This window comes from Streptomyces sp. CA-106110 (assembly GCF_050936285.1).
Taxonomy (GTDB): Bacteria; Actinomycetota; Actinomycetes; order Streptomycetales; family Streptomycetaceae; genus Streptomyces.
This window is the reverse complement of the sequence record NZ_JBNJNB010000001.1, coordinates 121,199-143,899: the sequence shown is the minus strand read 5'-3', so window position 1 is coordinate 143,899 and position 22,701 is coordinate 121,199. Positions and strand designations below refer to the sequence as shown.

General features: G+C 69.2%; 20 protein-coding genes and 5 pseudogenes. 12 read left to right on the top strand and 13 right to left on the bottom strand.

Translation table 11 applies throughout. From position 1 onward, the window contains the following. Positions 1-275: 275 nt before the first annotated feature. Complete coding sequence (locus tag ACQEXA_RS00735) at positions 276-575, top strand: hypothetical protein (protein WP_432938410.1); 300 nt, start codon at positions 276-278, stop codon at positions 573-575. Between the two features lie 132 nt (positions 576-707). Here the strand turns inward: ACQEXA_RS00735 and ACQEXA_RS00730 are convergent, their stop codons facing one another. Further along, positions 708-3,164, bottom strand: coding sequence for an MFS transporter (locus ACQEXA_RS00730; RefSeq protein ID WP_432938413.1), 2,457 nt, complete (start codon positions 3,162-3,164; stop codon positions 708-710). Between the two features lie 28 nt (positions 3,165-3,192). Then, a complete protein-coding gene (locus ACQEXA_RS00725) occupies positions 3,193-3,321 on the bottom strand; it encodes a hypothetical protein (protein ID WP_433128122.1) in 129 nt (42 codons plus the stop codon). 433 nt (positions 3,322-3,754) lie between these two features. Between ACQEXA_RS00725 and ACQEXA_RS00720 the strand changes: the two are divergent. After that, positions 3,755-4,124 (top strand): annotated as a pseudogene (locus ACQEXA_RS00720) (Scr1 family TA system antitoxin-like transcriptional regulator); the annotation flags it as partial. 233 nt (positions 4,125-4,357) lie between these two features. Here the strand turns inward: ACQEXA_RS00720 and ACQEXA_RS00715 are convergent. After that, entirely contained in the window at positions 4,358-4,903 is a 546-nt protein-coding gene (locus tag ACQEXA_RS00715) for a hypothetical protein (RefSeq protein WP_432938418.1), read from the bottom strand. A 100-nt stretch (positions 4,904-5,003) separates the two neighbouring features. Between ACQEXA_RS00715 and ACQEXA_RS00710 the strand changes: the two are divergent. From ACQEXA_RS00710 to ACQEXA_RS00700, 3 genes and pseudogenes are all read left to right on the top strand, one after another. After that, positions 5,004-5,099, top strand: a pseudogene (locus tag ACQEXA_RS00710) (transcriptional regulator); the annotation flags it as partial. A gap of 655 nt (positions 5,100-5,754) precedes the next feature. Next, on the top strand, positions 5,755-6,963 hold the full coding sequence (locus ACQEXA_RS00705; protein ID WP_432938421.1) for a globin domain-containing protein: 1,209 nt from the start codon (positions 5,755-5,757) through the stop codon (positions 6,961-6,963). 364 nt (positions 6,964-7,327) lie between these two features. After that, the gene (locus ACQEXA_RS00700; RefSeq protein WP_433128120.1) at positions 7,328-7,543 is read left to right on the top strand and encodes a hypothetical protein; all 216 of its coding nucleotides are present in this window, start codon (positions 7,328-7,330) and stop codon (positions 7,541-7,543) included. A gap of 391 nt (positions 7,544-7,934) precedes the next feature. Here ACQEXA_RS00700 and ACQEXA_RS00695 read toward each other — a convergent pair whose 3' ends face one another. The 3 genes and pseudogenes from ACQEXA_RS00695 to ACQEXA_RS00685 form a co-directional block, all read right to left on the bottom strand. Beyond that, a complete protein-coding gene (locus tag ACQEXA_RS00695) occupies positions 7,935-8,789 on the bottom strand; it encodes a hypothetical protein (protein WP_433128118.1) in 855 nt (284 codons plus the stop codon). Between the two features lie 249 nt (positions 8,790-9,038). Further along, positions 9,039-9,314: pseudogene (locus ACQEXA_RS00690) on the bottom strand (integrase core domain-containing protein); the annotation flags it as partial. Continuing rightward, positions 9,283-9,423, bottom strand: coding sequence for a hypothetical protein (locus tag ACQEXA_RS00685; protein WP_432940093.1), 141 nt, complete (start codon positions 9,421-9,423; stop codon positions 9,283-9,285). The pseudogene ACQEXA_RS00690 and the gene ACQEXA_RS00685, both read right to left, overlap by 32 nt. A gap of 268 nt (positions 9,424-9,691) precedes the next feature. On the opposite strand from ACQEXA_RS00685, the gene ACQEXA_RS00680 reads away from it, so the two are divergent. Next, positions 9,692-11,065 (top strand): FAD-dependent oxidoreductase, encoded by a 1,374-nt coding sequence (locus ACQEXA_RS00680; RefSeq protein WP_433128116.1) that lies wholly within the window; start codon positions 9,692-9,694, stop codon positions 11,063-11,065. Positions 11,066-11,069: 4 nt separating this feature from the next. Continuing rightward, the gene (locus tag ACQEXA_RS00675; protein ID WP_432938429.1) at positions 11,070-11,402 is read left to right on the top strand and encodes a recombinase family protein; all 333 of its coding nucleotides are present in this window, start codon (positions 11,070-11,072) and stop codon (positions 11,400-11,402) included. A 354-nt stretch (positions 11,403-11,756) separates the two neighbouring features. Here ACQEXA_RS00675 and ACQEXA_RS00670 read toward each other — a convergent pair whose 3' ends face one another. The 3 genes from ACQEXA_RS00670 to ACQEXA_RS00660 all read right to left on the bottom strand — a co-directional run bounded on the left by ACQEXA_RS00670 (position 11,757) and on the right by ACQEXA_RS00660 (position 13,499). Next, positions 11,757-12,383: an alpha/beta hydrolase gene (locus ACQEXA_RS00670; protein WP_433128114.1), complete on the bottom strand. Its 627-nt coding sequence runs from the start codon at positions 12,381-12,383 to the stop codon at positions 11,757-11,759. Positions 12,384-12,455: 72 nt separating this feature from the next. Beyond that, entirely contained in the window at positions 12,456-12,953 is a 498-nt protein-coding gene (locus ACQEXA_RS00665; RefSeq protein ID WP_432938432.1) for a VOC family protein, read from the bottom strand. A gap of 162 nt (positions 12,954-13,115) precedes the next feature. Next, complete coding sequence (locus ACQEXA_RS00660; RefSeq protein ID WP_433128112.1) at positions 13,116-13,499, bottom strand: hypothetical protein; 384 nt, start codon at positions 13,497-13,499, stop codon at positions 13,116-13,118. A 275-nt stretch (positions 13,500-13,774) separates the two neighbouring features. Between ACQEXA_RS00660 and ACQEXA_RS00655 the strand changes: the two genes are divergently transcribed. Then, positions 13,775-14,341, top strand: coding sequence for a Uma2 family endonuclease (locus tag ACQEXA_RS00655; RefSeq protein WP_432938437.1), 567 nt, complete (start codon positions 13,775-13,777; stop codon positions 14,339-14,341). A gap of 658 nt (positions 14,342-14,999) precedes the next feature. Here ACQEXA_RS00655 and ACQEXA_RS00650 read toward each other — a convergent pair. Further along, positions 15,000-15,551 carry a hypothetical protein gene (locus ACQEXA_RS00650; protein ID WP_433128110.1) on the bottom strand — a complete coding sequence of 184 codons (552 nt, stop codon included), beginning with the start codon at positions 15,549-15,551 and terminating at the stop codon, positions 15,000-15,002. Positions 15,552-16,100: 549 nt separating this feature from the next. On the opposite strand from ACQEXA_RS00650, the gene ACQEXA_RS00645 reads away from it, so the two are divergent. Beyond that, the gene (locus ACQEXA_RS00645) at positions 16,101-16,661 is read left to right on the top strand and encodes an SUKH-4 family immunity protein (RefSeq protein ID WP_432938442.1); all 561 of its coding nucleotides are present in this window, start codon (positions 16,101-16,103) and stop codon (positions 16,659-16,661) included. Between the two features lie 199 nt (positions 16,662-16,860). Here ACQEXA_RS00645 and ACQEXA_RS00640 read toward each other — a convergent pair whose 3' ends face one another. Beyond that, a complete protein-coding gene (locus tag ACQEXA_RS00640) occupies positions 16,861-17,469 on the bottom strand; it encodes a hypothetical protein (RefSeq protein WP_433128108.1) in 609 nt (202 codons plus the stop codon). Between the two features lie 842 nt (positions 17,470-18,311). Here ACQEXA_RS00640 and ACQEXA_RS00635 point away from each other — a divergent pair. Continuing rightward, positions 18,312-19,736: an IS701 family transposase gene (locus ACQEXA_RS00635; RefSeq protein ID WP_433134398.1), complete on the top strand. Its 1,425-nt coding sequence runs from the start codon at positions 18,312-18,314 to the stop codon at positions 19,734-19,736. Positions 19,737-19,988: 252 nt separating this feature from the next. Further along, entirely contained in the window at positions 19,989-20,333 is a 345-nt protein-coding gene (locus ACQEXA_RS00630; protein ID WP_433128106.1) for a hypothetical protein, read from the top strand. 277 nt (positions 20,334-20,610) lie between these two features. Here ACQEXA_RS00630 and ACQEXA_RS00625 read toward each other — a convergent pair. Together ACQEXA_RS00625 and ACQEXA_RS00620 are read right to left on the bottom strand one after the other, a co-directional pair. Then, positions 20,611-20,826, bottom strand: a pseudogene (locus ACQEXA_RS00625) (DUF6879 family protein); the annotation flags it as partial. 79 nt (positions 20,827-20,905) lie between these two features. Continuing rightward, positions 20,906-20,986, bottom strand: a pseudogene (locus ACQEXA_RS00620) (DUF6879 family protein); the annotation flags it as partial. A 268-nt stretch (positions 20,987-21,254) separates the two neighbouring features. Here ACQEXA_RS00620 and ACQEXA_RS00615 point away from each other — a divergent pair. Further along, positions 21,255-22,289, top strand: a complete 1,035-nt coding sequence (locus ACQEXA_RS00615; protein WP_432920626.1) for an IS110 family transposase — start codon at positions 21,255-21,257, stop codon at positions 22,287-22,289. Positions 22,290-22,701 lie beyond the last annotated feature (412 nt).

Below are 22,701 nucleotides of genomic sequence, written 5' to 3'. Positions count from 1 at the left end.
GAGCCAGATTGCCTTCCTCGCAGACACGTACGGCCTCGCACCCCCTTGATCAGGGTGCCCGGATTCTGCGCGTGTTCCGGCGCTGCCGTGGACGCTGTGTGCACGCTGGGCCTCGCCATCCCGAACTTTGACGGGCTCGGCACGTCAGTGCGGCGTAACGTCGTTTTTGTAGGCTGCGGACAGTCCTGTGTCCCGTGCCGTGCGTGAGGTCAGCCTGCGAGCAGACCAGCTGACCCCACGATGTGGAGCGGTACTTGCAGCGTGGAGTTCCTGAGGTGTGGGAAGACCCGGACATCGCCCGCATGACGGCAAAGAACGTCGCCGAGCACGTTCTCGCGGCCTTGGCCGGCCTGGCGGGGACGGCATCGGGCCAGGCCGGATCGACACGCCGACTGCCGACGCGGACCGCGCGGGTCGGCTTGCTCGCCGCGGGAGGCGTCGTTTCCGGCGCTCGCCCGAAGGACCTGACTACCGCTCATGTCCGCGACGGTGAGGATCGCGTGCTGGAGCGCCCAGCCGTCCTGGGTCCGCGCGCGGACTTGAAGGCCGCGCTCGAAGGTCATTCCTGCTCCTGATCGTGCGATCTGGGTTTTGGCCGGGCGGCCTGGTTGCGCCGGCCGCCGGCGGTCGGCGGGAATCGGCTTTTGCTGGGAGTCGGCCCTGTCGTTTCTGCGTTGAGGCGTGTGTGCCGCCTCGCCTGCGGTCTCTTACTCGTGTGGGTGGCCCAGCTCCACGTCGCAACCGCTTGGCCCGGGGCCGTTCAGGGACAGCGAGGTGGCCACAGGCGGGTATCCGCTGGCGGTCAGGGTGTAGTCGCCGCTGTCCAGGTCGGTGAAGGCGTACGAGCCGTCGTCGCCGGTGATCGCCGTGCCTGCGACATTGCCTGCGGCGTCCACCAGCGTGACCCGCGCGTCGGGCAGCGGCCGACGTCCGGCCCCCGCCCTCACCGTGCCTCGCAGTACGGCGCCGCGGCTGAGGTCGACGTCGAGGCGGGTGATGCCCTGGTCACCGACCTCGATGGGCAGCGCGGCCGGGCGGTAGGCGGCGGCGTTGACTGCCACGGTGAGGGTGCCCGAGGCGAGCTCGTTGAAGGTGAAGGTGCCCGACTCTCCTGTGGTGGCCGTGGCCAGGACCTCGCCGCGGACGTCGGTGACGACGACCATGGCGTCGGTCACCGGCCTGCCGTCGGCCGCGTCGCATACCACTCCTGTCAGGCCGCTGGTAGCCGACAGGATGACGTCGTGGCTGAGCGGTGCGTCTCCCAGGACGACGGTGGCCGCTTGTGGTTGACGTCCGTCGGCCGCCGTGATCAGTACATAACTTCCGCCGGCCGGAGCGGTCAGTGCGTATCTGCCGTCCGGGCCGACATGCGTGCGGCCCAACTGCCTGCCCTGCAACGAGATCAGGGTCAGCGTGGCCGCACCGACCGAGGCGCCCGCGACGTCGCGCACAAATCCGTGAACGACCGTGCCGGTGATGCCGTCCAGGGCAGCCTTGCGGCCGGACGGGCCCGGGCCGGCGTACGCGGTGACGGGCCGCCCGAGTGCCGCGGTGCCCGCACCTACGAGCTGGGGCTCAGGGTCCGGTTCCCGGACGGTGACCTGGGTGTTTTCTGCCACGACGGGCGAGGCGGCCGGCTGTCCCGGCCGGTTGCGGATGAGGATGACGGCTGCCGCGCCGCCTGCCGTTATCGCCGCACCCGGGATCAGGACAGCCAGGTGCAGTGCCCCGGAGAACGCACCGCCGACGGCTGCGTTGATCGTTTCCCGCAGGGCGGCGGAGGCGTGGGATGCGGGCGCCCCGCTGCTGACGGCGGCGGTCAGCTTCTCGGCGACGGGCCTGGGCAGGCCCCGGCCGGTCAACTGGTCGGGCAGTCGGGACGTCAGCCCGCTGGTGAGGATCGTCCCGGTGATGGTCGCCCCCAGCGTGCCGCCGACCTGGCGGAACAGGTTGACGGTCCCACTGGCCATGCCGCCGTCGGTGTGCGGCACGCTGATCACCGACACCGCGGTGACCGGCGGGAGGATCAGTCCCGCTCCGGCCCCGAACATCGCCATCAGGATCCCGACGGTCACCAAGGACGTCGACGGGTCCTGGTTGATCATCAGCAGATTGCCGGCCGCGGCGAGCAGCGCACCGATCCCCAGCGTCGCCTTGAACCCGATCACACGCGAGAGTGGAGCGGCCACGGAACTCAGGATCACGTAGGCCAGCATCAGCGGCAGCAGCAGGAGACCCGACCTGAGGATCGACTCGTACCGGACCCGCTCGAGGTAGAGCACCTGGGCGAACGCCGTGGCCACGAATCCGTACTGCACGATCAGCGCGACCACGTTGGCCGTGGCGAACGACGGAATGCGGAACAGGCGCAGCTTCAGCATGGGCGTGCGCGTGCGCGCCTCGACAAGGATGAGCGCCACCAGCGCCAGCGCGGCGACGACGAACGCCCAGAGGGCCCGGGCCGAGTCGAAGCCCGAGTGGCCGCCGTCGATGACGCCGTAGTTGAGAGCGCCGATGGCTGCGATCGCGAGCACCAGGCCCGGCGGATCGAGATGGCGGCCGGGGTGCCGGCTTTCGGCGACGAAGCGGGGGGTGAGGAGCAGCACGATGGCCGCCAGGACCACATTGACCAGGAACACCGCGTGCCAGGAGTAACGCTCCAGGATCACTCCGGCGGCGACCGGCCCGAATCCCAGACCGATGCCGGAGACCGCGGCCCAGATGCCGACCGCCCTGGTCCGTTCGTGCGCATCGGTGAACAGGTGGGTGACGATCGACAGGCTGTTGGGCAGGACCGCCGCCCCGCCCAGGCCCATGATCGCCTCCCCGATCAGGACACCGGTCGAACCCGGCGACAGGGAGACGGTCAGGCTTCCCGCGCCCAGCAGCAACGCGCCGAGAGCGAAGATCCGACGGCGTCCCACGATGTCGCCGACCGTCCCGGCGGACAGGACGAAGCTGGCGACCACCACGGAGTAGATGCTGGCCATCCAGACCAGGGTCGAGCCGGGCACGTGCAGGTCCTGCTGGATCGGCGCCAGGGTCGCCGTCGTCTGTGTGATGTTCACGAACATCACCATTTGCCCGAGACAGGCGACGAGGAGTCCGATCCACCGCGCGCGGACCCGCGGGGGCGTCGGCGTGTTGGCGGCGTGGCTGGCCATGCACGACCCTTCCAGGTTAGTTTGCGTTTCAAACTCTTACGCTGGCTAACCTAACAAGCTGAGTTTCAAAAGCAAATCCAGAAGAGGCCCGGGGATACCGTGACCGGGGCGCGCACCCCGTCCATCCCGGGTGCGGCTGCGGCGGCGCGAGACGCACGTCACCGACCGGCGACGCGGCATAGGGGATTCCCCTGGCCAGAGCGCCGCCGCGATGGCGGTCTGTCCGCGCGCTCGTGGCGCACGGTCAGCCGCGTCCTGGGCATCTCGGAGCGCACCGTGGTGCGCCGTGCGGCACCGCTGTTCCACGGCGGAACGCTGCGTGCCACTGCCTGCCCGGCCTGCTGCAGACCGAAGACTCACCAGTTGGATGAGCGAAGCGTGGTGAACCTGTGGCAGGGCGCTACGCGCACGCTCGGGCGCCCAGGCGACGTGGGGCACCCTCCTCGGTCGGGTCTTGCGGCCCGGTCGACCAGCGTTCGCAGGGACGTGCCACGCGGGCCGGCGGCTCCTGGCGTTCAGGACCAGGGCACGAAGGTGATGGACTCCCAAGGCTGAGTAACGCTCAGGCTCGCTAGGCCAGTCAGAGACGCTACGCACGGGGCCTGATGACCTCGATCACCCGCTTGCGGGACATCCCCGACGGACGTCGCCGACGTGGTCGCCGCCCGGCTGGAACGATCCCGCATCATTCACGAGCCCGGGCACCGGTTCACGATGGTCATCGAGGAGCCGGTGCTCCACTACCGGTTGGGTGACCCTGATGCGATGGCCGCCCAGCCGGGCTACCTGCTCACGGCCGGGGCGCTGCCACAGGTGTCACTGGGCATCATCCCCAGCACGGTCCAAGAACGCCCCATGTGGCCGCAGGAACTGTTCCACGTGTACGACGAGGCCCTCGTGTCGGTCGAACTGCTCGCAGCGCGGGTCCAAGTCACCCAGCCCTCGGAGATCGCCCTCTACGGGTCACCGACGAAATGCGCCGACCTCCGGGTTCCGTGCTCGGCGCTGCCTCGGTACCCGCGGCCGACAGAGGCCATTCCCGACCCTGCGGACTTCCACGCCTAGCCCCTGGCTACCTGTTCGCGCCAGTAATCGACGTGGCCCGCTGGCCGCCAGGGCGGGACACTTCGTCCGCGCTCGCGGTTCGGCCGCCGAGCTGCACCGGTTTGCTCACCGGCAAGGCTGCGGGCCGATCAGATGGGAATGTCTAATTCCGCCTTTGCGGCATCCATGAAGGGCCCCCGCTTCTCGTTGATGAACTCCCACACGTCCTTGCCGTTCGGAGGTCCCCCGTAGGTGGCTTTCATCAGGCGGTCCGCGAACTTGTAGGCGGCGTCGTTGAGGCGGCGGCTCGAAACGAGGTCGAGGCACTTCAGCCTGAACCACATGTCGTGCGTGAGAGTCGGGGAGCCTTCGACGAAGCGGTTGTCGTTTTGGAAGCGGTGCTCGGCCGCTCGTTCGACCCGCTGGCAGCTCTCCAGGAAGTCGTGAAGGGCCTGTTTGCGTTCGGCGCGCAACGCTGCCGCGGCGGTGGCGGCGGCCTGGGCTTTCGTCTCCCGCGATGTCAGGTACTGAGCGGCGAAAGACGCCGCTGAACCGACGCCGACGCCGGCAAGGGACAGAAGCGTAGTCAGAACTTCCGATGCCATGCTCCCCCGCTTCAACTGCCGGATCGTCGGTGGTGGCGTCGACAATGGCGCGCCCACTGCACCGACAGCAATCCGCAAAGTGACGTACATCGACCGGACGAGTCGTGAGTGAGAACACGACGACTGTGAGACGGCGCCCGAAAGGGGCCCGGTATCCCGTCACCCGGACGCGCCCATTTCGTCGGTGCCCCTCTACGTGAAGGCGTTCGAGCAGCTGCGCGGCATGGCTGTACACGGGGCAGACGCCCGCGCCCTGATCGTGAAGGCCATCGATGCGCTGTGCTGACCCTGAGCATGACAGAACGCCCCCTGCACGACCGTGGTGGTCGTGCAGGGGGCGTCGGAACCCGACGCCCTGCACGCGACCCAGGTCGCCGCCCTCGACGACCGCTACGCACGCCTGACCGCCCCCGACGTCTGGCACCCCGACCACGACACCCGCCCCACCACTCGACGTCGTCCACGCCGTCCCTCACCGCGCTGCGCGGGGCACTCCGATTCCGCCGCCTGCAACATCCGACGGTGTTGTTGGTGTGGGTCTTCTGTGTGACGTCCGCGAGGGTGGTGCGTCGCCCCCCCGGGTCCCCGGGTGGCCGTCACCAGGTGCCCGGTCACCACCCGCCCGGGCCGGGGACGCCCCCCGTCCCCGGCCCTGGCTGGGGTGGGGGTGGCGTGGGTGTGTGCTTGTCGGTGGCGGGGGATGGTTCGGTGGCGTTGCCGCGGCGTGTGATGGGTTCCACAGGCCGGCACCGCCTTCTTAATATGCATCTCAAATGCAACTTTGGTTAGGGTGTGGTCAGCGTTCCGGTCGAGTTCGCCGGTCCGCTCCGGTGATCCGTTCGTGCGGCGCGCCACTCGACCCTTCCGGCTCTGTGCCGGGTTGTTTGTGGTGCCCGCGTTGCGCTCGGTCAAGGGCGCAGGTGTCAGATTGAGGAGTCCGCATGCTGTCCACTCAGGCGCTGCCCGTGGTCCGTGCCACCGCCCCGGTGGTGGGGGCCAACATCTCGGCCATCTCCGAACTGTTTTATCGGCGGCTTTTCGAGGCGCATCCGGAGTTGCTGAGGGATCTGTTCAACCGGGGGAATCAGGCCAACGGCAGCCAGCGTGACGCGTTGGCGGGGGCGGTTGCCGCGTTCGCCTCGGTGCTGGTGGAGCGGCCGGATGAGCGGCCCGACGCGATCCTGGGGCGGATCGCGAACAAGCATGCGTCGCTGGGTATCACGTCCGAGATGTACACGATCGTCGCCCGGCATCTGCTGGGAGCGATCCCCGATGTCCTGGGGGAGGCTGTCACTCCGGAGGTGGCGGCTGCGTGGGACGAGGTGTACTGGCTGATGGCCAATGCTCTGATCGCGATGGAGGCGCGCCTGTACGCGCAGGCGTCGGTGGCGGACGGCGACGTGTGGCGTCGGATGGAGATCGTGGAGCGCGAGGAGGTGTCCGAGGACGCGGCCTCCTTCGTCCTGCGACGGACCGACGACACTCCCGCGCCGTCCTTCCGGCCCGGGCAGTACGTCAGCGTTCAGGTGGAACTCCCCGATGGCGCACGGCAGATCAGGCAGTACAGCCTCTCCGCTGCTCCCAGCCAGAAGGACTGGCGGATCACCGTCAAGCGGGAGCGGTCCCTGGACGGCATCCGGCCCGAGGGCGAGGTGTCGACCTGGCTGCACACCCACGCACAGGCCGGTGACGTCCTGGACGTCTCTCTGCCCTTCGGGGACCTGATCTTCCCCGACGCCGACACACCGTTGCTGCTGGCCTCCGCGGGCATCGGCGTGACGCCGATGCTCTCCATGCTGGACCACCTGGCGAATACGGGCTCGCAGCGCCGGGTCATCGTCGTGCACGCCGACCGTACGCCGGACACGCATGCCCACCGCTACGAGCACGTCGATCTGGTCAACCGCCTGGCGGGCGGATCGATGCACCTGTGGTACGAGTCGGGTGCCGACGCACATCCGGCACTCCAGGCCGCAGACGGACGGGCCGATCTCAGCGATTTCTCGGTGCCTGAGGGTACGACGGCCTACCTGTGCGGCCCGCTGCCCTTCATGCAGTCGGTGCGCGGTCACCTGATCGGCAATGGTCTGCCCGCGGCATCGGTGCACTACGAGGTGTTCGGGCCCGACCTGTGGCTCAGCAGGCAGTAGCCCGAACCGCATTGCCCGGGCACATCCCCGGCCCACGAAGCCAGGGGTGAGGCGGGCCATGTCCGCGCCGATCTCCGCCAGGATCATGGTCGGCGGTGGTTGCTGTTCTGCTGCTGTACGGCAACCACCGCCGCCTGCCCTGCCAGTGGCCTCGGCCCGGCTGTCACAGGGCAGTCGATCTGCACGCAGTGGCCGGGTGACGATTTGGTCGTCGGTCACCGTGATGAGCAGTGGTCCGCCGGGCACGGGCAAGCCGTGACCGTCGGGGTAGCCGTACTGTGTGTGCAGGTCGCCCGCGTCCGTGAGCGTGAAGCCGACCGTGTACACGCCCGGAGCGAGGCCCTGATGCAGGGGTACCTGTAGCGTGAGCGGGCCGCTCGTCACGGAACTGAGCCCGCCTGACCTGCCGTCGACCGAGACGCCGTTCGCGTCATACAGGGTGAGGCTGAAACCGGTGACGCCGACGAACGACGTCACATCGAGGGTGAGCACGGCGTTGCGCGGCAACGTACTTGCGGGCACGGACGTGGTGTCCAGCGAGGCCGAGTTCACCACGGGGGCTGCCGTGTCCGGGATCTGAGTGGCCACCAGGTCCAGCTCGGATCCGTGGAAGGCCGTGCCGTATGCCGCCGAGTTGCCGGCGCCGTCAGTGATGCCGATTCCCGTGACGGTGCACTGCTTGGTGTAGATCGGTGGCACGGTGGCCCGCACCGAGACAGTGCCGTCGGGTGCGATCACGGGGTTCGCCGTGATCGATCCGCCGCAGTTGTTCAGCAGCACCGTCACGGAGGCGATGCCGTCACGGAAGCCGGTCGGTTTCATCGTGATCGCCAGCGGCGCCGGTCCGGTCCAGTTGTTGTACTGCGCGGGGCTGATGGCGAAGTGGGACGCCTGCAGCGTGCTGTTCTGCGTGACGTGTACCGGGTCCTGTGACAGCCCCTTGGCCATGCTGACGTTCCCCGAAGCGTCAGTCAGCGTGACGCGGAAGATGGACCATGCCCCGGCGGGGCGCCGGCAGGAATGGTGACGTCGACCGTGCAGAAGACGTCATGGCTGTCGAACGCGAAATCGTCCCCGCACGCCAGCGTGCCGTCGGTGTCCTGCACCAGCCGTATCGATCCGCTCGCCGTCCTGCCCTGCGGGCCGCTGAGGACAAGTTGCCCCCGGAAGAAGCCGGACTCGGCGTCGGTGATGTGCAGCTGGTACCGCGCGCTGACGGAGGCATCGGCGTTGTAGAGGTACTCCGGCTGGTCCAGCGCCAGTGCGAGGCCGTCGTACGTCGGTCCGGTCGAGTCGAGGAGATGCGTAGCAGTGAACGTCGGGTGGAACTTGGTCAAGTTCTGCCGTTCCACACTGAGCGTGCCGCCTTGGTCGTCCTTCGCCGTGACCTTCACCACGGCCCAGCGCGCGGTGGATTGGGCTGCGTACTGCGGTACGGGGAAGGCGTAACTGTAGTCCGCGGACGCTATCGTGCCTGCGACCGGATTCGCCTGGTAGGGCCATTGCGGCTGGAACGAGAAGGTCAGGGCTTGCGGCGCCCCGATAAGGCGTCCATCAGTGCTGACCTGCTGAACGGTGATGGCACCGAACATGTTGGTGGCCGCCGCCTTCCCGTCCGTGACTGTCCAGTCGATCGTGACCGTGGCGTCGCCGGACGTGGCATCCACGGCGCTCTGCTCGACGGCGAGCGCCTTCAGTTTGAGTCCGGCCTGCTGCTCGTTGCCCTCGGCCGGCGCGGGTCCGGCCGCCAGCGTGCCGATCAGCAGCCCTCCCACAGCTGCTGCGAACAGCCTGAACCCCCAGGGTCTCTTCCCCACCTGCACCATGAAAGTCCCTCCCCTTGAACTGCCATGACATCGAGCCGAGCGATGCCAACAGCGCTTACTCGCAGCACAGTTCGCCTCTCTCCAGTTCATCGAGCTCCTGGCGAGTCGTCAACGGCGTTGAAACGGCGGGTGAGTCGGAACAGGCGCAGCCGCGATTTCTGCATGTGATCAACCCGTGGGCCGCCCACACCGAAAGCTCTGCCAAACGGCCCTACCGTGTGCCGTTCGGATATTCGTCGCTGCTGGTCGGGCCACGTATCTGTACTCGCTGATCAGGCCGCCGAGAACGCGGCTGCGTAGGAGTCGCGTGGTGCTCGGGTCGGTGACCGGTGCGGGCTGCCGTTCGGCGAGTGGTGGCAGTTGTCCTCGGGCCTGATGCGGGCGATGCCCGTTGGAGTGCCGGACGTACTCGTCGAGCACCCGCCGGGCATGGGTCTCGTTCCAGATCAGCACATGGTCGAGAGCCTCGCGCCGCAGGGTCGCGATGACTCGTTCACAGTGCGCGTTCATCCGTGGGGATCGCGGGCCCACGGGTAGGTCGGGTCCAGGACGCGGGAGCCGGGATGGAGCCCTTGTCGCCCACGATGGTCTGCCCGAGGCGGGTGGCCGGCAGGTCGTGGTCGCCTGTGAGCATGTCGGCCGGCACCTGACGCCCGTCGATTTTTTCGGGTTGGTCGGTGCCCAGGTGATCGGCGGGTCGGATGGGGTGCGCATCAGGTGCAGTCGCGGGCCTCAGAGGAACCGCCGGGGCGAGGGAAGGTAGCCGGAGATGGACAGGCGGCTCGGCCTGACACCGGCCGCCGCCGTGCCCCGCCCCCGTACCGCGACGGACGACGCCGGTTTCGAACGGAAGATCGTCAAGCAGTAGGCTCGCTGCGCAACACAACGCGAAGGGGAGCGCAGTGGCGCGGGTTGCGGTGATCGGCGGGGGTATCAGCGGGCTGGGGACGGCGCTCATGCTCGGTCGGCGGGGCGACACGGTGACGTTGTTCGAGCAGGACGCGCGGCAGGCTGGAGAGGACCTGAACCGGGACTTCTTCGACTGGAACAGGCCCCGAGTCCCGCAGGCCACCCATCCCCACTCGTTCCTCGCGCCCGTCCGCACCGTGTTGCGCACCGAAACCCCTGATGTCTACGCGGACCTGCTGGCACGCGGAGCCCGGGAGTACCACGACTTCGACTGGTTCGGTGAGCATCCGCCGCACCGGGCCGGCGATGAGGACCTGGTGACCTTGCGCACCCGCCGCATCGTGCTGGAGGCCGCCCTGACCGCGGCCGTGCAGCGGGAACCCACCGTCGAGGTGCGGCAAGCCTGCCGGGTGCACGCCCTCACCGTCGAGGAGGGCCGCCCTGCCCGGGTCACCGGCGTGCAGGCGGGCGCGGGGATGCACCAGGCGGACCTCGTCGTCGACGCGGCCGGTCGCCGCTCGCCGGTCCCCTCCTGGCTGAGGGCGGCCGGCTGCCGCCCACCCGTGGTCGGCAGCCACCGCACCAAGATCGCCTACCTGTGCCGCTGGTACCGCCTGCGCGCCGACGGACCGCGTGACCCCGGACGGGTGAAGACCGGCTCGGCCGCACCGTTCGCGCTCGCCGGCGTTTTCCCTTCCGACAACGACACCTTCGCGGTCAGCCTGGTGCTCTCCACGGGTGATCCGACCCGCGGCGCGCTCACCGACCCTGCCGTGTTCGAAGCCGTCGCCCGCCGCTTCCCCGCCACCGCCGCCTGGCTAGACCTGGCCCCCGAACCACAGACAGCCGTCCTGGCGATGGCCGGCCTGGACAACCGCTGGACTTCCCTCGTCGACGATGACGGACCTGTCGTCACCGGCCTGGTCAACGCCGGGGACAGCCTCGTCCACACCAACCCCACCCTGGGCCATGGCGTGGTCCTCGGCCTGCGCGCCGCCCAGCACCTCGCCACCCATGCCGACCGGATCGCCGCAGACCCCATCGGCTACCACACCTGGACGGCACAAGTCCTCCGCCCGTGGTTCGACGCGCAGGTGACAGCCGACCGCGGCAACGAGCAACGCTTCACCGAGGGTTCACCGTCCTCGGATCGGAGGGCTGCTGCCCTGGCCGCTTGCGCTTTTGACGATCCCGTCGTCATGCGAGCCCGAGCCCGGGTACGCCATCTCCTGCAACCGGCCGACGACGCCTACGGCACCGACGAAGTGGACCGAGCCGTCACCGACTGGCTGGCCGCCCACCCGGACTTCTCGCCAACGCACGATGGCCCGACCCGCGATCAGTGGGATGCACTCATCCCAGGCTGAGTGCTTGCCCGGCACCTCACCTTCCACGCTCAGTGCCGGCAAACCAACGCTGCCGGCATTGAGCGTCGTGATGACGAACCCGCAGGTGAGCACCGTCGACAACGCGCGTCGACAATCAACATCGGTGAACGGTCCGACGGATGGATTCCGATTCCGACACATGGTCATCGGCCACCCGCGGGTCTCGACCGCCGACAACCCGGATCGTCAGATCGACGCACTACTGCGCCACGGAGTCGACCGCGACCACATCCATGTCGACAAGGCAAGCGGCGCGAAGGCGTCCCGGCCACAGCTCGATCTCATCTCCAACTGCAGTGTGAGGGCGACGCGCTGAAGGTCACCCGGCTCGAGAGGCTCTCCCGGACCTCCACAGGCGGCGTGAGGACCGCGCCGCCTTCGACGCCAAGGCAGCCCGCCGCCTGCTCCAGGGCCACAGCGATCACGAAGGCTTGAGCCACTTCGGCGGACATCCGGGATCAGGGCCGCGGCTCGCCCGCGCCGCCCGGTCACGCCGGAGTTCAAGGCCGAGATCGTCTGGGCCGTGTATCGAAAGTGGATCTTGAGCTGTGGATGATCTCAGGTCATGGGGCGGGGAGATCTCACGGACGAGCAGTGGGCGGCGCTGGAGCCGTTGGTGCCGAAGGGCACGAAGGTGCGCGCCACCCGGGCCGGGTGGCGTGGGTGGGGTTCAGTTGGCCGGGCGTAGGAACTTTCGTATGGCCGGGAGGTGTGCGAGTTCCACCTGGTGTCCTCCGTGGTGGGTCAGCAGGTCGACGCCCGCGCCTCTGGCACGGAGTTGAGTGGCCAGGAGTTGGGTTTGTTCGGGGCGTGCCATCGGGTCCTGCAGCCCGCCCGAGATCAGTACCCGCCGGCCGGTGAGGTCGGCCGCGGGCGGCTTGGCCAGTGGGGGCACGGAGGCGATGAGGACGGCGCCGGCGAGTAGTTCGGGGTGCAGGAGCAGGAGTGCTGCGGCCATGTTGGCGCCGTTGGAGAAGCCGACGGCGACCAGGGATCCCGGCTGCAGGCCGTAGGCGCTGCCGGCCGTGTGGATGAAGTCGGCGAGTTCGTCGGCTCGTTCCCGCAGGTCGTCCTCGTCGAACACGCCCTCCCGCAGCCGCCGGAAGAACCGAGGCATGGTGCCTTCCAGGACGGTGCCCCGCGGGGAGAGCAGCGCCGATCCCGGCGCGAGGTCTTCACCCAGGGGCACCAGGCCGTGTTCGTCGTCGCCCGTTCCGTGCAGGAGGAGCAGGGGCGGTAGGGAGCTTCCGGGCCGCCATACGTGGGGCCGGTTCATCGCTGGCGTGGTGTCGGGCATGGCAGTCCTTCGGGCGGGGGAAATGTGCGCAACGGGCCGGACGCCCGGGGGTGGGGCGTCCGGCGTGCGGGGTCAGAGCACCTGGTGGCCGTACATCTCGCCGAGGGGGTCGGCGATGAGTTCGAGGCGGGCTCCGTCGGGGTCGCGGAAGTAAACCGAGACCTCGCTGTGGATGACGTGGTCGATGCCGTTCTGCTTCAGCTTGTCGACCAGGTGCTGCCAGCGTTCGGGGTCGACGGAGATGGCGACGTGGTGGAGGCCTCCGAGGACCTCGGCGTAGGGACCGAGATCCAGTCCGGGGAAGTCGAAGAAGGCCAGCAGGTTGCCGTTGCCGATGTCGAAGAAGAAGTGGGAGGAGCCGGGGTAGTCCCGGTTCTCGATGAGCTCGGTGAGCGGGAACTCCAGGATGTCCTGGTAGAACCGCACGGTGGTCAGCACGTCGCTGCTCAGCAGGGCGGTGTGGTGCAGGCCGCGTGCGGAGGAGGCGGGGCGCCGGTCGGCGGGATGCAGATGCTGTGCACGGATCCGGTTGCGGTCCGCCTCGAGCGCGGCGGGGTCGGTGGTGGTCATGAGGTGGCTCCTTGTCTGGGGTTGTGCAGTGAGGTGCTGGGTCTGGGAGGTGCTGGTCGCCGTCAGTGGACGTGCCGGGCCTTGGGGGAGGGGCACCCGGTCGGCTGCCCGGTGGGCCGTGCCGGGGCCGGGCGCGGTGGTGTGCTCCTCGCCCCGAAAGGCTCAGGCGGCTGTGGTGGGGGGAGGCCGCAGGACGTCGTCCGGGGCGGCATGGCCGCCCTCGCCCGCGAGCGGACGCGCCGGTTGCCTTGCGGGGTCGAGGTGGCGGGAGGCCCATGGGGCGAGGATTTCGGCGGCGTACGCGGCGTCGTCCTGGCGGGTGGGCATGCGATCTGCGCCCTCGAGCGAGACGAAGGATGTGGGGCGGGGTGCCCGCTGGTGGATGGCGCCGGCGATGCGCACGGTCGCCGCGCTGTCCTTGGAGCAGGTGAGGCAGGGGGCGAACAGCGCAGAGGCGTGCACGTGGCCGGGCGGCTGCTCGAGTCTGCCCGAAAGGCTCTGCTCGTGGGCTTGGGGGAACGCCACGACGGTCGTACGTCTGGCCATGGATCCTCCTCCCTTATGGCCCTTGTTGCGCCTGCTGCACCGCACAGCGCAGGTGCAGGCAAGGGCGCTGCCGGGTCAGCAGCTGCCGCATTGGTTGAATGCTAAACCATTTTGGTGACGGGTGGGGGCACGGTCCGGTCACGAGAAGGGTGCGGACGCATGGGCGGCACACCGCCCTGCCGAAGCCTCGAGGCTTCGAGGCCCGCGGCTTGTGGGGAGCCAGTAGTCTGGGCTGACAGCGTCGGCTTCGTCGATCGACCCAGGGGAGGTGTGCCGTGACCGCCGAGATGATCGCTCCCGAATGGATGCACACGCAGATCACTGCTGAGCAGTACGACTCCTGGTCCGAAGAGCAGTGTGCGGGTATCGAGATCGTGGACGGGATGGTCGTCGTGAGCCCGAGTGCGTCCAAACGGCACAACCGCCTCGCGCGGATCCTGGCCAACTCCTTGGACACGGCGGCGGGCCCGGAGTGGAACGCGGACACGGACTTCGACATCCGGTTGCAGGACGTCCCGCTCACCAACCGCCGCCCGGACGTGACCGTTTACCGGGCGGACAGCATCGACGTCACACCGACCCGCCCCGAGCACGTGCTGCTCGTGGTCGAGGTCGTCTCGCCCGGCTCCGAGACCACCGACCGGATCGTCAAGCTCGAGCAGTACGCTCGAGCGGGCATCGCCTTCTACTGGCGAGTCGAACAGTCCCCCAGCACGGTTCCGCTGGTGTACACCTACCTCCTCGACCCGGCAAGCGGCTCCTACCGCCAGGGCGAGGTATTCACCGGAACGGTCAAGGCCAGCGCGCCCTTCCCCGTGGAAGTCGATCTCGGGGCGCTGTGACCCATCGCGGGCAACGCGGATGTCGGTGAATCCGCCTCGGGGGCTGCTCGACGAAGAACAGGACGAACAGGCGCCTCAGGAAGACCGTGTCCACGTGGAGACATCCACGGCGAGGATGCCTGCGGCCTGGGCCTTCAGGAATTTGACCCAGGAGCGGTCGGCGCGCCGGGTCGACACCGGCGCGCCGCACGATCTCCCACACCGTGGAGGCGGCGACCTTCCAGCCCAGGTTGAGCAGTTCGCCATGGATCCTGCGATACCCCCACCCGTCGTTCTCGCGGGCCAGGCGTAGCACCAGAGCGCGCAGTGCCTCCGGGCTTGGCCGGGCGGCCCGGACGGCGGGACGGATAGGTCCATTTCTTCGCGACCAGTCGGGCGTGCCGGCGCAGCACGGTAGGCGGGGTGATGAGCGGCTTCAGCGATGAACGGTGATGCTTGCCCAGGCGCCGGAGCAGGGCTGCGCGCACGGCACGGTACCCGCCGGTGAAAACGGGCTTGGGGCTGCTGTGTTGCAGGACGGCCGGCTGGTGCCGGAGCACCGGTATCTCGACATGGCGGCGGAGGAGCGGGCCGGCAGGCGCAGCCGGATCGGTAGACCGGACGGAACGTCACGCTTTCCGGGCGTGCGTCGGCGGGCTCACGAGTACCTTCGATGTGGTCACATTTTGTCGGGACGCCCGTCGGCGCGGCCTAGATTCGTTTGGGCTGGTCTGATCGCTTCCGGATTCCAGTGGTACATCCGCCGGAAGGTGACCCAGGTTCCCCATTCCGGTTCGTACAGCGACGTCGTCACCCAGGCTGCCGCCCGGCCGCCGGGTCCGTGGAAGAGGCTGCGCAGTTTGCCGGGACGCCAGAGGCCGCCGACTCGCACCTCGACGTCCCTGTGCGGCCAGTACGAGGTGGGAGGGCCGGTGAAGCAGCCGAGCATCTCGTCGGTGGCGATCGCACGGGCATCGCCCTTGCGTGGCACGGCCTCCGCTGTCGCGAGAACGGTTCCCGAGGTGTACTCCAGGCTCATGCGGTCGGGATCCCAGGCGACCCACACCATGCGGATCGTCGGCGCCGGCCAGTCGACGACCGTGAGGATCGCCCGGGTTGCGTCGGGCAGGTTGCGGTATTGGATGACCTGCGTCCTTTGGCGTCGGCCTGCCCGGCTGAGCGTGAGGTAGAGGCCGGTGCGGTTGAACTCCACCTCCTCCCCGGCGGGCACCTGGGCCGGAATCGGGAGCGGGACCTCTTCCGCATCACATCAATCGCTCATGTGTTCGAAAATAGCGGCGTGTGGCGCTCCTGACGACCCGGCCGTCCCAGGGTTCACCCGAAGGTGGCGCCGGCGGGGTTTGGACCTGGAGTCAGGAACCGGTTCTCGGCGCGCGGCGCACGGTCGATTCCCAGAGGGTGCGCGATCTGCTGCGCCTGCGGGTGGCACTCGCCCGGGCCGGCGGGCTGATGTCCCGTGAGGCGGCGCGGCCGGTGCGGGGGATCGCTGCCCGCATCCCTGCGGGGAACTGGCCGCATGGCCGGGATGAGCCTGGACATGGGGGCCGCACCCGAGGTTCGGGTGCGGCCCTGACGCGTTCCGATGTCTCAACCTTTCCCCGCCTCTTTCAGGAAGGGATAAAGCCGTCGCGATGCGCCCCGCGATGCGCAGGCGCTCGGGGGCTGCCTAAGGGCTGTCCCGCAACTTCGACTGCAGGCTGTAGCCGGGATGGAGCCCGATAGGGTCTTGGCGCCGCAACCGACCGAAGAGGGGCGTCCGATGGTGACGTATGACGAGCTGACGGGGTGGGCCGGCGGCGGGCAGGTCATGCGGGCGGAGTCGGAGGTTGTAGCAGGGTGGCGCATTCCCGAGCGTATGAAGGTGCTGCTCGTCGAGGTAGGTGTCCCGGTCGCTCCCCGTCTGATCGAGCGAGTCGTGATTCAGCGCGAAGATCATCCGGTTCTGCAGACGTCTCGCGGCCCGCTCTACCGCCTCACGGAGCACGTCGACCTTGCTGTGCCGGCCGAGCGGTCGTCGTTCGGCGTTGAGCCGGAGACCGGAGCGGTCTACTACGTCACGCCGGATGGTGCGGCTTGCTTCGCCAACTCCACTGTCGATCTGTGGCTTCAGGCTCTCCACTGCTACGGCAGCCACGTCACGACCTCGGAACTTTTGAGCGAGCCGGATGGCCCCGAGGAGGACTTCTTGGGCGACGAGGAAGAGCGGGCTTTGGCCGAGTTGGGCCACCTTGCCCGAGGGCTTAAAGAGATCGACCCGGCCGCCTTCGAGGGTTACATGGGTCTCCTCTGGCCGGCGCATCTCGACCGGTGGCTGTACTGACCGCTGGTTGACCCTGATGTCGCGGGCCGTTGCGGGACGGCCCTTGGCTTGGGTTTTGACCTCAGCTTTCTAGGGCGGGTCCCTGTCTGGGGGGGCCATGCGCAAAGACTGGTTCGATGTCCTGGCGCGGGTTTTGGAACACCGACGGCCACGCAGTCCGTCTCGCCGGTGTTCCATGACGCCCTGATGTCGGCGGCCCTCAGATGACGGGTTCAGCCTCAGCGCTTGCGGGGTGCGGGGTGAGGGCGAGGACGCCGGTGCCGCGCACCCGCGTTTGTGCGGTCAGCGTGAGGGGGCTGGCGCCCAGGGCAGCTGCGATCTCGGGAGCGAGATGGAACGCGGCCGATTTCCATTGGCTCGCGGCCTCGTCGTCTCCGGGCGCCTCGTCCCAGGCTGGCGACAGCCCCAACTGCTCCCGTCGGGCCCTTTCCAGTGGCAGTGGTTCACCCAGCGTGAAGAGAGTGTCTTCGGCTTCCCCGGTTGCGCAGTACCGCCGCAGCACGGCACCCCCCTCAGCGATGAGCCAGGCCGAACCGTCGCCCTGCGCGCCGTAGTAGTACGCCTGCGCCCTGCCGTATCGCGCGCTCAGTTCGGTGCACAGACGCAGGACTTCGTCGCTGCGCTCACCGTCGCACGGATCGCACCACCAGCCGATGACCAGCGTCCACCCGTCGACTTCGGGGCTCACGTATACCCGAGCCAGGCCGTCGGGATTTCCGTCCGCCTCCCCGTGGCCGTCCTCGTCGATGATCGTCTCGGCTTCGGCGAACGTCACGGCGGTGGGTCGAGTGAGCCCCAGCATCGTCATGACCCCCGCTTGGTCACCCGTCGGTACCGCGATCCAGGACAGCCAGCACGTCGCCAGAGGTCTTGCCTGATCACCCGTCGAGATGTGCGCGGACACACGATGCCACGCCGGGCCGCACGCCCGGATCCGAGGTTAAAACCCAAGTCAGCGGGCGGACTGCGCAATGCCGTGACCTGCCGTGGTGGGGGCCGTGGTCGGGGTGCCGGCCCGCATGAGCGGGGGCTGACGTCCCCTGAACTGCGCGTGCCCGGCCGTCGTCAATGCCGGTCGGGATGGTTTCTGGCCCGGCCTGCGAGCGGCCGCGCAGCGAGACGTGCGCGGCCTTGCGGTTGTGCGCTGGGCGTGTGTGCAAGGACGCCAGGGCCTGTGCGCGCGCAGACGGTGGCTGCGGCATTTTCGGCCGTACGGATTGCGCGGCGCGGTGGCCTGCCGTGGTCGGGTGCGTGGTGGGGTCGGGGTCGTGGTGGTCGGGGCGGTGAGGGGCGTGGTCGGGTCTGCGTGATGGGCGCCGGTTCGCCTGTGGCGGGGTGTGTCTGAGTGGCGGTGGCGGCGCCACCGGGCGGCCCGCTGCCGGCGGCCGGTCCGCCCAACAGATCGCGGGTGGTGTTGAGGGCCGCCGGTGGATCCGACGGATCCCGTGCTGTGCGGGTCTGGCCGAACGCGGTCGGAGCGCCGGCCGGGTCGAGGATCTTGTGCCGGCGGGCCACAGGGCGGGCGGTGGGGCGCAGTCGTATCCGGCGTCGGGTACGGCCGGGACATCCTAGCGGTGATTTGTTGACCTGGGGCGGAACGTGCGGTAGGCCGGTAGGCGGGGGCGATGTTGTTCGGAGGTGGTCGCGATGGTGACCGCGAGGCGTCCGTGCCCGCCGGCGCCGGGGCCGCTGGAGGGCTACGCGGCCCGGTTCGACGACCTGTTCTCGTCGCTGGCGCAGCGGCGCGGGTTTAGGGAGTACCTGACCGGGCTGCTGGCCCCGCGGGACCGGAACAAGACGCTGACCTGCCTGGCCGGGGCGGAGCCGGTCGTGGGGGCCCAGCACCCGGCGGTGCAGCGGCTGCAGTTCTTCCTGTCCGAGTCGACCTGGGACCCTGAGCGGGTCAACGCCCGGCGGCTGGAGCTGCTGCTGCAGGGCGAGGCGACCGCCCCGCACGCCGGCGGGGTGCTGGTCATCGACGACTCCGGGGACCGCAAGGACGGCACTGCCACCGCGCACGTGGGCCGGCAGTGGCTGGGCCGGTACGGCAAGACCGACAACGCCGTGGTCACGGTGACCACGCTGTGGGCCGACGAGCGCCTCTACTACCCGCTGCACGCCGTGCCCTACACCCCGGCCCACCACTTCCCGCGGGGGAAGAGCGACCCGGCCTTCCGTACCAAGTGGAAGATTGCCGCCCAACTTGCCTGTCAGGCCAGGTTCTTGGGGATCGCGTTCCGGGCGGCGGTGGCCGACGGCGCCTACGGGGACCTGGACGACTTCCGGTGCGAGCTGCACGCCGCCAAGGTGCCGTTCGTGATGGCCGTCAAGCGCCGCCGCGGGGTGTGGGCCTACGGCGACCAGGCCCGCACCCCGGTGGACGCCGCCCGCGAACTGGCCTGGCACGGCCCCGAGGAGCCCGGCGCCTGGACGCCGGTGGTGCGCACCTTCCGCGACGGGCACACCGCCACCTGGTGGGCCGCCGACGCCACCTTGGGCTTTTGGGGTCCGGACGGCCTGACGCGGCTGGTGGTGGCCACCGCCGATCCGTCCACCCTGCCGGAGAAGGCCACCTGGTACCTGGCCACCGACCTGCCCCGCCCCGGCTCGCCCCGCGCGGCCGAGTCCCCCTATCCGCCCGCGGACCTGGCCGAGGTCGTGCGGATCTACGGGATTCGGAACTGGATCGAGCAGGGCTACAAGCAGGTCAAGGACGAGCTGGGGTGGGCCGACTTCCAGGTGCGCACCGATGTCGCGATCCGCCGCCACCAGACCCTGGTCAATTGCGCGTTCGCCTTCTGCTGGGAAGCAGGACGCACCAGTGCGGGACCTGAGAGTACGTCAACACTGGTGCCGGAAGCCGACGCTGGAGAGAGGGGGCCCGGCACTGCCGGCCCCGCCCCCACCGCCGTGCTGGCCGAAGGCGATTCGCGCCGTCCGCGGCTGGCTGACCCCGTCGATCGTGCTGCAACGCTGGTGGCGGGCCTGGTCCAACGCGCCCCCTCCACCCGAACTCCAAGCCCTGATCGACGCGGTCACCACCGGACAGACCCTGAACCTCTCCCCCCGAACTAACAAACCACCGCTAGTCGCCTTCGCGTCGTGGGCGTGCCGCGATGAGCCCTCGGTGATGGAGGGGGAGAGTCGCTGCCCGGTCGGGTTGGGGTGGTCGGGGTTATTCCGTGTCTGCGGTGTGGGGGTCCATGACATAGCCCACCCTGCAAAAAGTTGAAATCCTAACTACCCGCTCGTAGTGTCTCTGATGTCGAACCAAAGGCGATCAGCCTTGCTGGATTACGTAAGCAAGGTAAATGAAGGGTGATGACCATGATTAGCAAGCTTGTGAAGCGTGCCGCTGTTGCGGCTGCCACCCTCGGTGTCGCAGGCGGGGCCCTGCTCGCGGCCGGAGGCAGCGCATCCGCAGCGACCCTTCCCGCCGGCGCCCCCCACATCGCGTCCTACACCCATGGTGACCACGAGAACTCTTACGGTAACAACGACCGTTACGGCCACTACGGTTCCTACGACCGCTACGGCCACTGGGACCACGGTCACGACGGCTGGTACCGCTATGACGGCTGGTACCGCTATGACGGTCACCGCTTCTACCGCCTGCACCACGGCACCTGGACCGAGTGGACGTATGCCGGCTTCCACCACTACGCCCGCTGAGACCGCGCCCCCGCGACCGCATCCGCGGGCAACGCGGCACGATGACGCGCGCGGGCGCCCTCGATGGGACAGCAGGGCGTCCGCGCGTACCACGCCGGGTGCTCACCCGGTGAATCACGCCCGCCGGCCGAACTCCGCGGTGGGCACGGCGTGATGCCGGGCGGCGTCCCGCGCCCGGCAAGCGGCCGGCACCCCGGCGGGGTCCTCGGTGACGTACACGCCGAGGGTGGCGAACGTCCTCGTCGAACACGAACCGGGCAAGGACCCGCGCGTCGAACAGCCAGAAGTCGTCCTTAGACAGCCGCAGCCGCAGCCGCAGCCGCAGCCGTTCGGCCTCGGCCCGAGTGAGGTTGCGGATGTCCCCACTCGCGCCGGCGTTGCCGGGCGCGCGGGCAAGGAGGAACTCCTGCCCCTGGGTGGCAGGTTCGTCCACCAGGCGCACGCGCTCGAACCTCTTTCCCGCAGCGCTCTGCGCGCGGACGTTCGCTCTCACGCCAGGCGTTGTCCGGGCCGCGCGTGATGTCCTCGCCGGCGAGGAACCGCTGCCACGTGGAGCTGTCGCGGTCGCAGGCGTGACCGCGGCGGGTCTCCAGCCGCCATGCAGTGTGCTGGAAGTCGCGCAGGAGGTCGGAGATCGACGCGAACGGCTGCACCTCGGGGAATCCGCTGCGGGGTATGTAGCGGGGCAGCAGGCTGCGCGGCACACGGACGAACGCCTCCCAAGCGTCTCTGGTCGGCTTGGGCTGCGGGGCGCGGGATGTCGCTCGGGGCGGGCCCTTGGGCCGGCGGCAGCCGAATGCCTGACCGCAGGCCCGCGTCCTGCATTGGCTACCTGACGCTATGAGGGCCGGGCCCCCTTCCGCGCCAGCCCGGTGGATGCTGTTTCCGGGTGTCCATACGAGCTCGGGAAGGAGGCCCGGGATGTCTGTCTACGTCGGAATCGACGTGCATCGCAAGAGGTCGCAGATCGCCATCGCCGACCAAGGCGGTGGGATCAACGTGAACAGGAACGTGCCCAACGGGCGGGTGCCGGTGCTGGGGGTGATCGGGGATCTCCCCACGGGCACACCGGTGGCGTTCGAGGCCGCCTTCGGCTGGGGCTGGCTGGTCGAGCTGCTCCAGGAGCACGGCTTCGAGCCGCACCTGGTGCATCCGCTGCAGTGCAAAGCCATCGCCTCGGCCCGGTTGAAGAACGACAAGGTCGATGCGGCCACCCTGGCCCAGCTGCTGCGCGCCGATCTGTTGCCAGAGGCCTGGATCGGCCCGCCGTCGGTCCGGCAGCAGCGGGCCGTGCTCCGACATCGGGCCCAACTGGTCCGGTTGCGGACCCTGTTGCGTAACCGGATCCATGCCGTGTTGGCCGATCACGGCTGTGACCGGGGAACCAGCCGCAGCTGCTGGAGCGGTCCCGGCCGCCGCTGGCTGGAGCAGCTCCCGCTGCCCGCGTCCTCCCGCACAGTGATCACCGACCTGCTGGAGCTGATCGATGCCGTCCAGGTTCCCATCGACCGGCTTGACGCTCGGCTGACGGCCGAAGCCAAGAATGACCCGCGGGTGAAGGTCCTGACCACTCTGCCGGGAGTAGGACCACTCACCGCTCTGGTCCTGCTGGCTGAGATCGGCGACATCCGCCGCTTCCCCTCGGCCCGCAAGCTCGCTTCCTGGGCTGGGCTCACTCCCACCGTCCGCGGCTCGGACCGCACCGTCCGCTACGGCCACATCTCCAAACAGGGCGACCCCTGGGTGCGCTGGATCCTGAGCGAAGCGGCCCAGACCGCCAAACGATCCCCGCAGTTCGCCGCCTGCTACGAGCAGATCGCCCATCGCCGCGGCAAGAAGATCGCCACGATCGCGATCGCCCGCAAACTCCTCACCCGCACCTGGCACCTGCTCGTCGAGTACGAAGCCGACCAGCACGCCACCCGTCCCGTCGGGGAGGCAGCGCTGAGCCAATGACAGTCACACTTCCCCTTCCGAGAGGTTGCCGACACCGGGTGCGCTCGCGTCAGCGCATGAGCCGGCCCCGCCGTGCTCGACTACCTGAATGAGCAGCCCGGCCCCCGGACTAGGGTCATGGCGCCGGCCCGGCGACGGTGCACGGAGCCGAATGGGTGCGTGTGAGACTCCTCCGCCCGACCTACCCCCGGGGATCATCGACAGCCCTCGACCGAGGAGACACGGGCTCCTCCACCCACCTCCGGCACCAGCCCCGAGCATGCCGGGCCAGGTTCCAGTCTGCTCTTGACAAGCCCGGCCCTCATGGGTGCGCTGACGCAACGCCGACGTCCGCCACCCCGACCCCCGACGTCCTTGCCGTCCAGCGCCGCGAACGCGCCCCGCATCCGCGGCGAGAAGGGCATCCGCTGGG

Excerpts from the sequence above, each read along its gene's own strand:
- ACQEXA_RS00685 (WP_432940093.1), bottom strand. The coding sequence starts at position 9,423 with ATGCTCACAGGCGACCACGACCTGCCGGCCACCCGCCTCGGGCAGACC.
- ACQEXA_RS00730 (WP_432938413.1), bottom strand. The coding sequence starts at position 3,164 with ATGGCCAGCCACGCCGCCAACACGCCGACGCCCCCGCGGGTCCGCGCG.
- ACQEXA_RS00665 (WP_432938432.1), bottom strand. The coding sequence starts at position 12,953 with ATGACCACCACCGACCCCGCCGCGCTCGAGGCGGACCGCAACCGGATC.
- ACQEXA_RS00695 (WP_433128118.1), bottom strand. The coding sequence starts at position 8,789 with ATGGTGCAGGTGGGGAAGAGACCCTGGGGGTTCAGGCTGTTCGCAGCA.
- ACQEXA_RS00645 (WP_432938442.1), top strand. The coding sequence starts at position 16,101 with ATGGTGACGTATGACGAGCTGACGGGGTGGGCCGGCGGCGGGCAGGTC.
- ACQEXA_RS00670 (WP_433128114.1), bottom strand. The coding sequence starts at position 12,383 with ATGCCCGACACCACGCCAGCGATGAACCGGCCCCACGTATGGCGGCCC.
- ACQEXA_RS00715 (WP_432938418.1), bottom strand. The coding sequence starts at position 4,903 with ATGTACGTCACTTTGCGGATTGCTGTCGGTGCAGTGGGCGCGCCATTG.
- ACQEXA_RS00705 (WP_432938421.1), top strand. The coding sequence starts at position 5,755 with ATGCTGTCCACTCAGGCGCTGCCCGTGGTCCGTGCCACCGCCCCGGTG.
- ACQEXA_RS00640 (WP_433128108.1), bottom strand. The coding sequence starts at position 17,469 with ATGACGATGCTGGGGCTCACTCGACCCACCGCCGTGACGTTCGCCGAA.
- ACQEXA_RS00630 (WP_433128106.1), top strand. The coding sequence starts at position 19,989 with ATGATTAGCAAGCTTGTGAAGCGTGCCGCTGTTGCGGCTGCCACCCTC.
- ACQEXA_RS00615 (WP_432920626.1), top strand. The coding sequence starts at position 21,255 with ATGTCTGTCTACGTCGGAATCGACGTGCATCGCAAGAGGTCGCAGATC.
- ACQEXA_RS00660 (WP_433128112.1), bottom strand. The coding sequence starts at position 13,499 with ATGGCCAGACGTACGACCGTCGTGGCGTTCCCCCAAGCCCACGAGCAG.